The following is a 7,654-nucleotide window of genomic DNA, read 5'->3' as shown; positions in this document are numbered from 1 at the left end:
TTGCGGATCGGCTATCCAGGCGGCGAGATTGCCGCGGCTCATCGTCAAGGTTCCCGCGGCAAGTGTTTGCCGGGTGGCAATATGGGTGAGATCCGGAGCGACCGTTCCGCCCGCGGGCGTGCCGCCGATCTTGTGGCACATCACGCAGGGACGCTTGAGAAACAAGTCCGCGCCCGCCTTCGCCTCGTCGCCCGTCGGGGCCGCGGCCGGCTGCAGCTGGTCGTTCCACCAGGCGTCGAACTTTGCCCGCGGCTCGGCGATGATGAAGGTGCCCATGTTCGCATGCTGCGCGCCGCAGAACTCGGCGCACTGGCCGCGATAGGTTCCGGGCTTGTCCGCCTTGATATCCAGCACGTTCATGTGACCGGGGATGAGGTCGAGCTTGCCGGCCAGACTTGGGATCCAGAAGGAATGGATCACATCGGTCGAGGTCAGAAGAAGCCGCACCGGCTCGCCGGCGGGGATGTGGATTTCGTTCGCCGTCGTCAGGATGCGGCTCGGCGTGGCATCCTCATAGCGCACCTCCCACCACCACTGGTGTCCCGTCACCCGAATGGTGAGCGCATCGTCCGAGCCGATCGCCGCAAGCGTCCTGTTGGCGAAGAAGCTGAGCAAGGTCAGCCCGACCAGCGTCGCGGCGGTCAGCCCGACAGCGCTGACCACAACGCGCAATTTGCGATGGTCGGCGCCGGCGTCGAGCATCAGCGGCTCGGTGCGCCTGGGTGGCCGCATCAACAGCGGTGCGGCGAGAGCGATCATCACCAGCACCCACACTACCGAGCAAAGCCCTGTGAAGAACCAGATCAGCCATGCCAACTCGCTCGCCGCGGGGCCTTTCGGGTCGAGGGCCGATTGCCAGCCCGCGCATCCCTGGAGAGAAAGGACGCTTGCCGCGGCAAACGCCATCGAGGCGAGGCCTTTCACGGCGACTTCCCCAGCGTGGCGGCATCCGGCATGCGGTTTTCCGACGGATGGGGCATCATATCGTCATTTCGCTGTGGCGCAGCGGAAGAGGGCGCGTTGCCGCTTAGCGAACGCACGAAGGCCGCCAGTTCCCAGATCTGATCGTCGGGGATCTTGTTGCGGAAGCTCGGCATCCCGTTCGGACGTCCGTCGCGGATGGTGGCGTGAATGTTTTCCATCGAGCTGCCATAGATCCACTTCTGGTCCATCAGCGCCGGGCCCATGCCGCCGCCGCCATTGGCGTGGCATCCCGAACAGTTGAACCAGCCGAACAGGCGCTTGCCCTCGCTGAGATGAAAGGCGTTCGCCTCGAAGCTCGCCGCCTTGTTGTTGCTGGGGGAGGGCCTTTGGCCGCCAGGTTCCAGCGTAGTCACGGGCGTCGGCTGCCAGCCGGAGCCGAGCGAAGATTGGGGACGCGTGTCCCGCTCCTCGCGCTGGCATGCCGCCAAGGCAAGCGTCACGGACAGCAGCGTCGCGAGACCCAGCCTCATCGCACCGGACTCCCGGCGATGTCGAGAAGCGGAACGCCATATTGCGTCAGAACCGCGTCGATCTCGGCCTTGTGCCTAGCGAGCGCGCTATTCACATCGCCGCGCAGTCGATCGTCCTCGCGCCGAACGCCCATCGAGATGTCGTACATCAGCGGCAGTTGCGGTCCATCGATGCGAGGTGTGACCGGCGTGATCCGGAGCGGCACCTTTTGCTTCGTAGCGAAGTAACCGGCGAGCGGGCCCCAGACCACGGCGACGTCGACCTCGCCGCTCGCGACAGCTTCGACGATGCGCGCCGCAGGGTTGGGAGCGGAATAGTCTCCGTAGACCGGGTAGCCGACGAGATGTCCGACAATGCCGCGACGGCCAAGCGCCTGGACCGGCGGCGAATTGGCGCCGTCATCGCCGATGAGCTGAACGCCGATGCGCATGTCGCGCAGCCGTGGATCGTTAAAGGACGTTACGTCCGGCCCATCCTGTCGTGCGACAAAGACGTAGGAGGATCTGTAATAGGGCGAGGTGGTGCGCAGCATTTCGACATTTGCGGGCGTTCCGAGCACCAGATCGCAAAGCCCGGCTTTCAGCGTGTTGCGAACGAAGCCGCGGCGCTGCGCCCACCAGGTGTAGGTAAGCTTGGCGCCAAGGTCGGCCGCAACGATCTCGGCGATCTTGTTCTCGAAGCCTTCGCCGCTGGCGTCGGAGAACGGCATGTTGTTGGGATCGGCGCAGGCGCGCAGTTCCCGCGCATTCGCCGCGCCGGCCAGAACCAGCCAGACCAACGCGACGAGACCGGCCACGAGGGCCCGCAGGGCGGATCTTTTCGCCAGTGCCGTCGGTTTGAATGCATCAAGGCAGTCGGAACACATAGAGCGTGCCTCCCGCCGTTGTCGTGTTTTTCAAGTCCTTCATTGCGTTGACGAAACCGAGCGCAGCAGTGGCATCGCGCGGGTCGAGATCGCCCGAGACGATGGCGCCGGCCCAGCCGCCGACGCCGGACAGGATCGCGACATATTGGTGTCCGTCGGGGCCGCGATAAGTCACCGGCTGGCCGATGATGCCGGAGGAGGTCTTGAACTGCCAAAGCAGTTCGCCGGTCTTCGCGCTGACGGCCTTGAACCAGCCTTCCATGGTTCCGTAGAAGACGATATCGCCGGCGGTTACGACCGCGCCGCTCCATACCGGGAAGTTTTCCTTGACGCTCCAGGCCGGTTTCTCCGCGGCGATATCCCACGCGGTGAAGGCCCCGCGATTGCCGCCGGGGCCCGGGATCATGCGCACGTTCATTCCGACATAGGGTGTGCCGGCGATGTAGTTCACCTCGACGCCTTGTTCGTCCATGCACAGATTGTTGTGCGGGATGTAGAGCAGGCCCGTCTTCGGCGAGAAGGCGGAAGGCTGCCAGTCCTTGAGCCCCGAGGCGGTCGGGCAGATGTCGCGGACGACCTTGCCGGTCCCGGTCTTCTTGTCCGGGTTTGCCATCAGCCTGCCCGTCTTGAGATCCACACCCTTGCTGGAGTTGACGGGGCCATAGGGTTTTGCGGACAGGACCTCGCCGGTGGTGCGATCAAGGACGTAGAGATAGCCGTTGCGCTCCGGCCGGACCAGCACCTGGCGCGGCTTGCCCTGCCAGTTCATGTCGAGCAGGATCTGCTCATTGATGCCGTCATAGTCGTGCAGATCGTGCGGCGTCCACTGATAGAACCATTTGGCCGCTCCGGTATCGGGATCGCGGGCAAAAATGCCCGATGTCCATTTGTTGTCGCCGGGGCGCAGGTCAGGGTTCCAGGGGCCTGGATTGCCGGTGCCGTGGAAGATCAGATTGAGATCGGGATCATAGGAGATCCAGCCCCACATATTGCCGCCGCCGATCTTCCAGGCCTCCGGCGGCCAGGTCGTCACACCGAGGTCCCTGCCCTTGTCCATGTCGTAATGCGGCTTGAAATCCGGGCCGATCAGCACCTCCTTGTCGGGACCCGTGCTGTAAGCCGTCCAGACGACATGGCCATCGCCGGCGTCGAGCGCCTTGACCCAGCCGCGTACGCCCATCTCGCCGCCCGAATTGCCGACGAGCACTTTGCCCTTCACCACCAGCGGCGCCATGGTGAGGGTCTCGCCGACATTGATGTTGCCGATATGGGTGTTCCAGATCGGCTGGCCGGAGTTCGCATCGAGCGCGATCGTGTGGCCGTCCAGCGTGTTGAAGAAGATGCGCCCGTCGGTGAAGGCGGCGCCGCGATTGACGACGTCGCAGCACGCCACCCCTTGTGCCGCGGGCTCGGGATTGGGTTCGTATTTCCACTTGATCGGTGCGCCAGGTTTGGAGAGGTCGAGCGCGTAGACGATGTTGGGAAAGGGCGTCACGATATACATCGTGCTGCCGACCACCAGCGGTGCCGCTTCCTGGCCCTTGTTCACGCCGGTCGAGAAGGTGAAGGCGACCTGCAGGTTCTTGACGTTGCCTGCATTGATTTCCGCGAGCTCGCTATAGCGGGTCGAGGCGTAGTTCTTGGCTGGCATCGTCCATTGGCCGTCGTCGGGCGGGGCGGCGGAGGCCGGCGGCGAGATCGCAGGCGTCGAGGGCGACTCCGAGGCGGCCATCAGAACTGGGAGACAGGCCAGCATCATCGCCCCAACAATGCTTAATCCCGCATATTGCCGCGCAGCCCGGGTGAGGCGAGCGCGTCCGGACTGCGCACACCTCGCCGTCAGCTGTCGCGCTGCCTTCATTTCGGGACCGAGCCTCCGACGCTGGCGCCCAGTTCGGCGGCTATGTCGGCCTCGCGCCCGGCGCAAAGCGGATGACCCCAGCCGGATGCGCTTTTGCCGCCTGGGTCGAGGTCGTAGATGATGGCGTCCTTGCGGTTGGGATTGACGCCTGCCGGAACCTTGTCGAGGCCGAGCGCTGCGCGGACGCGCCAGGCGACGTTGTGGTCGGCGCAGGAGGAATCGCCGCTGACCCCGAGGCCGCCGACGATCGCCTTGCCGTCGTACAGGGCCAGGCCTCCGCCGAACACCACCACGCCTCCGATCGGTTTGCCGATCAGCGGGTCATTGGGGCTGCCGAATGTCTTGGCATCCCCGGCGTAAGCCGCCGCCTGATTGACGGGGTTGGTGGCCTGCAGGCCGAACAGCGGCCCGCCTGGTTGCACCCCGGCATAAAGATTGGCGGTCGACAGGGCCATATTCGCCAGGCTGAGCCCGTTGGCCGTGTTGGCCTTCTCGGCCGCGACCAGCCGGCTGCCGGGCCATTGCGCGTCCACGGTAGGGCCGCTGAAGGCGACGGCGCAGACCGTACCGTCACGGGCAACGATCGCGGCCCATTCATTGCTCTCGAAGCCGCCATTTGCCGGCCCGCCACTCGCCTTGACATTGGCCTTCAAGGCCGACAGCAGTTTGTCGTGATCGGTCGGGCAGGGCGCTTGCGCCCAAGCGGGATTGTGTGGCAGCACCGCGATGGCCAAGAGCAGGAGGCCAAGAGCGGCCGACGGACACTGGCGGAAATGCATGGCGCTTCGGAACACCTTGTTCAACGCGGACAACAAGGGAAAACAGAAATCTGGCGGCAGAAACTCCGGTCTCGCCGTTCTGCAAGCTGATCCTGCTCTTGCTGCGCGAAACCGAACGGACAACGAGCCCCTTTGTTCCTGCTGCCCAGAAAGGGACTGCAAGAATTGCGTGTGGCAGGTGCATCCATATCGAAGTCCGGCCCAACAGCACCAAGGACCTGGCGGTGCCATCACCGCTCCTGGGAGGCGGCCAGCGTTCCTCGATTGCTGCAGCCGTCAACAGCAGGAGGTACGCGGCTGCTTGGTCTTGCGACATGTGCAGTAGAGGAACCAGCTGTGCCGCCCTGCGTTGGACGGGCAATGGAGCAGCTTCGTTCAGATTTCGCGCCGATCGCACAGCCCGGTTACTGGCTGGCCCTGCTGCTTTTGTTGCTTCCCTATGGGGTCGGCGTGTTCTTCCTCATCAGGACGTGCCACTGCCTGTGACTTGATCCGCTGCCTCGGCGGCGTCGAGCTCGAGGCAAGGCGCGCTCGCGCAAATCCCGGTCTGGATCGCCCAGCTGACGAACACTTTCCTGGCCGCGGCGACCGGCCCGCGGCCATCATATGCCGCGCAGCAAGCGTCGCTGGCCAAACCGTGCAGGCGGCACCGCTTCTCGAACGGCCACTCCTCCAGGAATTCGATGGCGTCCATCGCGCAACGGATTTTCCTCACGCCAAATGGCACGTCATCAACAAGGACAGGTTCAGTGAACACATCAGTGCTCATCGCGCCTGGTTCTGCCGCGCCGTGGTCGTGACCATAGTTGTCGCTTTGCCGAGAAATCAAAGCACGCCCAACGGGCTCCCCGAAGACATTTGGGCCCATGACCTTCCTCCGCTTGATGCGCCAATCGCCGGCAGGCCAAACAGATGCTCAGCAAGGTGTTGGGCATGTGCCGGCGGCGCTGAGGTGAAATATTGGAAGCGCGATTTTCGGCGTCAAGAGCCGCCCCGTGGCGGCCGACCCTGGCTCACCTGGGGTGGGTTGGCAACTCCGCCGATCTGGGTGACGGGCGGCCGAAGAGACAAGCAGCGGCTGGTGTTTGCGTTCGGCTCCATGGGCTGACTAGAGCTGCGCGTGGAGCGTGCTGGCCAGCCAATCGGTGAACTTTTCGCGCATGGGACGCGATCTCCATTCGGCAAGGCTGATCTGCCTCGAGCGCTTCAGATCTTCGTTGAACAAGTCGATCTGCGTTCGTGCGAATTCCTTGCCGTAGACGTTGAGCGTGGCCTCATCGTTCAAACGCAAAGACCGCTGGTCCAGGTTGGTGGAACCGAAGCTCGCCCAGACGTCGTCCACGATCAGCAGTTTGGGGTGATACATCGTGGGCTGAAACTCGTAGATCCGCACCCCGGCCTCGAGCAATTTGCCCCAGAAATAGCGCGAAGCTTTGCGGACGATCGGAACATCCGTCAGGGAATTGGGAACGATCACATCGACGGCGACGCCTCTTTTTCTGGCGTCCAATATCTGCTGCAGGGCGATGTCGTCCGGGAGGAAATAGGCCATGCCGATGCGCAGGTGGTCTTTGGCCGCGGCTATGGCGGCCAGCATCATCAGCTCCATGTTTTCGGAGCCGTTCGGCTGCGAAGAAAGGATCAGCTGGGCACGGAGCGCACCCGCGGCTTCGGGCGGCAGGTAGAAGTTCTCGCCCTGCAACGTCTCGCCCACTGTTTCCAGCCAGTTCTCGGCGAAGGCCGCCTGGAACCCGGGCACAGCAGGCCCTTCGATCTGGTAGTGCGTGTCGCGCCACTCATTGGGGTTGCGCGCATCTCCCAGCCAGTTGTCCGCGATGCCGACCCCGCCTGTGAAGGCGACCCGCCCGTCCACAATGAGCAGCTTGCGATGCGTCCGGTTGTTGACGCGGTCGAGCGTGTACCAGTGGATCGGCCGATAGCGCTCGAACCGAACGCCAGCACTCGTCATGATTTGGATCAGCTTCTCATCGAAGGGAAGACTGCCAAGCCAATCGACGAGCACGCGCACTTCGACACCCTCTCGGGCTTTCGCAGCCAAAGACGTGGCGAACTCGTAGCCGACCGAGCCCGACCAATAGATGTAGGTTTCCATGTTGATGGTCTTTCGGGCCGAACGGATCGCTTGCAGCATGGCGGGAAAAATCTCGTCGCCGTTGACGAGGGTCTGCACGGCGTTCGCCTCGAACATCTGCCCCTGCGAATAGCTGCTCATGCTCCTTGCGAATTGCGGATCTGCCGCATCGAAACGGTGCGGCACGATGGTGCGGATGACACGGGTCTCGGGGATCAAGTTGATCGCGAGCAGCGTGACCAGACTGGCGACAAGCGCGACGGCCAAATACTTGAGGCTGCTGAGCAGCCTCCGCCGGTTCCGACCAAATCTCACCTTTCACGCGCCCGCTGGAGGCGCCAGGGTGGCCGCCCCATACCAATTCAGACTTTGCCGATCGAAAACGACACACAGTGCTGCGTAGGCCAGCAGCACCAGGAATGCGGCGGGACGGGACGCAAAAGTGCCGATTGAGGTGAGGAAACTCGTTATCGGGTGATTTGCCATGCTCAAGAACTGTTGATCCTGACGCAGGTTCCAGCCTTGAGCCGGGAGTCTGAAGTGCAAGCCTGAAGCTATAACAACTTTCGACCAACGCCTGCATCCTTCGCAGGCAATCGGCG

Annotated in this window: 7 protein-coding genes and 1 pseudogene; all 8 read right to left on the bottom strand. The window is 63.5% G+C overall.

What is annotated here, in order from left to right; genetic code table 11:
* Positions 1-924, bottom strand: a 924-nt coding sequence (gene coxB / locus EOA75_RS25115; RefSeq protein WP_245466727.1) for a cytochrome c oxidase subunit II, incomplete at its 3' end; no start/stop codon positions are given.
* Complete coding sequence (locus EOA75_RS25110) at positions 921-1,454, bottom strand: c-type cytochrome (protein ID WP_127325424.1); 534 nt, start codon at positions 1,452-1,454, stop codon at positions 921-923. The genes coxB and EOA75_RS25110, both read right to left, overlap by 4 nt.
* Positions 1,451-2,320: a substrate-binding domain-containing protein gene (locus EOA75_RS25105; protein WP_127325423.1), complete on the bottom strand. Its 870-nt coding sequence runs from the start codon at positions 2,318-2,320 to the stop codon at positions 1,451-1,453. The genes EOA75_RS25110 and EOA75_RS25105 overlap by 4 nt, the downstream gene beginning before the upstream one ends.
* Positions 2,301-4,052: a methanol/ethanol family PQQ-dependent dehydrogenase gene (locus EOA75_RS25100; RefSeq protein WP_348628680.1), complete on the bottom strand. Its 1,752-nt coding sequence runs from the start codon at positions 4,050-4,052 to the stop codon at positions 2,301-2,303. The genes EOA75_RS25105 and EOA75_RS25100 overlap by 20 nt, the downstream gene beginning before the upstream one ends.
* Before the next feature lie 125 nt (positions 4,053-4,177).
* Positions 4,178-4,960 carry a heme-binding protein gene (locus EOA75_RS25095; protein WP_245322486.1) on the bottom strand — a complete coding sequence of 261 codons (783 nt, stop codon included), beginning with the start codon at positions 4,958-4,960 and terminating at the stop codon, positions 4,178-4,180.
* A 463-nt stretch (positions 4,961-5,423) separates the two neighbouring features.
* Positions 5,424-5,828 (bottom strand): DUF982 domain-containing protein, encoded by a 405-nt coding sequence (locus tag EOA75_RS25090; RefSeq protein WP_127325421.1) that lies wholly within the window; start codon positions 5,826-5,828, stop codon positions 5,424-5,426.
* A 240-nt stretch (positions 5,829-6,068) separates the two neighbouring features.
* Positions 6,069-7,319 (bottom strand): phospholipase D-like domain-containing protein, encoded by a 1,251-nt coding sequence (locus tag EOA75_RS25085; protein ID WP_245432959.1) that lies wholly within the window; start codon positions 7,317-7,319, stop codon positions 6,069-6,071.
* A 51-nt stretch (positions 7,320-7,370) separates the two neighbouring features.
* Positions 7,371-7,654, bottom strand: a pseudogene (locus EOA75_RS34550) (hypothetical protein); the annotation flags it as partial.

It is taken from the genome of Mesorhizobium sp. M1A.F.Ca.IN.022.07.1.1, assembly GCF_003997575.1.
GTDB lineage: Bacteria > Pseudomonadota > Alphaproteobacteria > Rhizobiales > Rhizobiaceae > Mesorhizobium.
Note: the sequence above shows the minus strand (reverse complement) of the source record. Positions and strands in the feature narration are given on the sequence as shown.

What these genes read in the sequence shown, in the direction of transcription:
- EOA75_RS25100 (WP_348628680.1), bottom strand. Translation starts at nt 4,052, where the DNA reads ATGGCCGCCTCGGAGTCGCCCTCGACGCCTGCGATCTCGCCGCCGGCC.
- EOA75_RS25090 (WP_127325421.1), bottom strand. Translation starts at nt 5,828, where the DNA reads ATGGGCCCAAATGTCTTCGGGGAGCCCGTTGGGCGTGCTTTGATTTCT.
- EOA75_RS25095 (WP_245322486.1), bottom strand. Translation starts at nt 4,960, where the DNA reads ATGCATTTCCGCCAGTGTCCGTCGGCCGCTCTTGGCCTCCTGCTCTTG.
- EOA75_RS25110 (WP_127325424.1), bottom strand. Translation starts at nt 1,454, where the DNA reads ATGAGGCTGGGTCTCGCGACGCTGCTGTCCGTGACGCTTGCCTTGGCG.
- EOA75_RS25105 (WP_127325423.1), bottom strand. Translation starts at nt 2,320, where the DNA reads ATGTGTTCCGACTGCCTTGATGCATTCAAACCGACGGCACTGGCGAAA.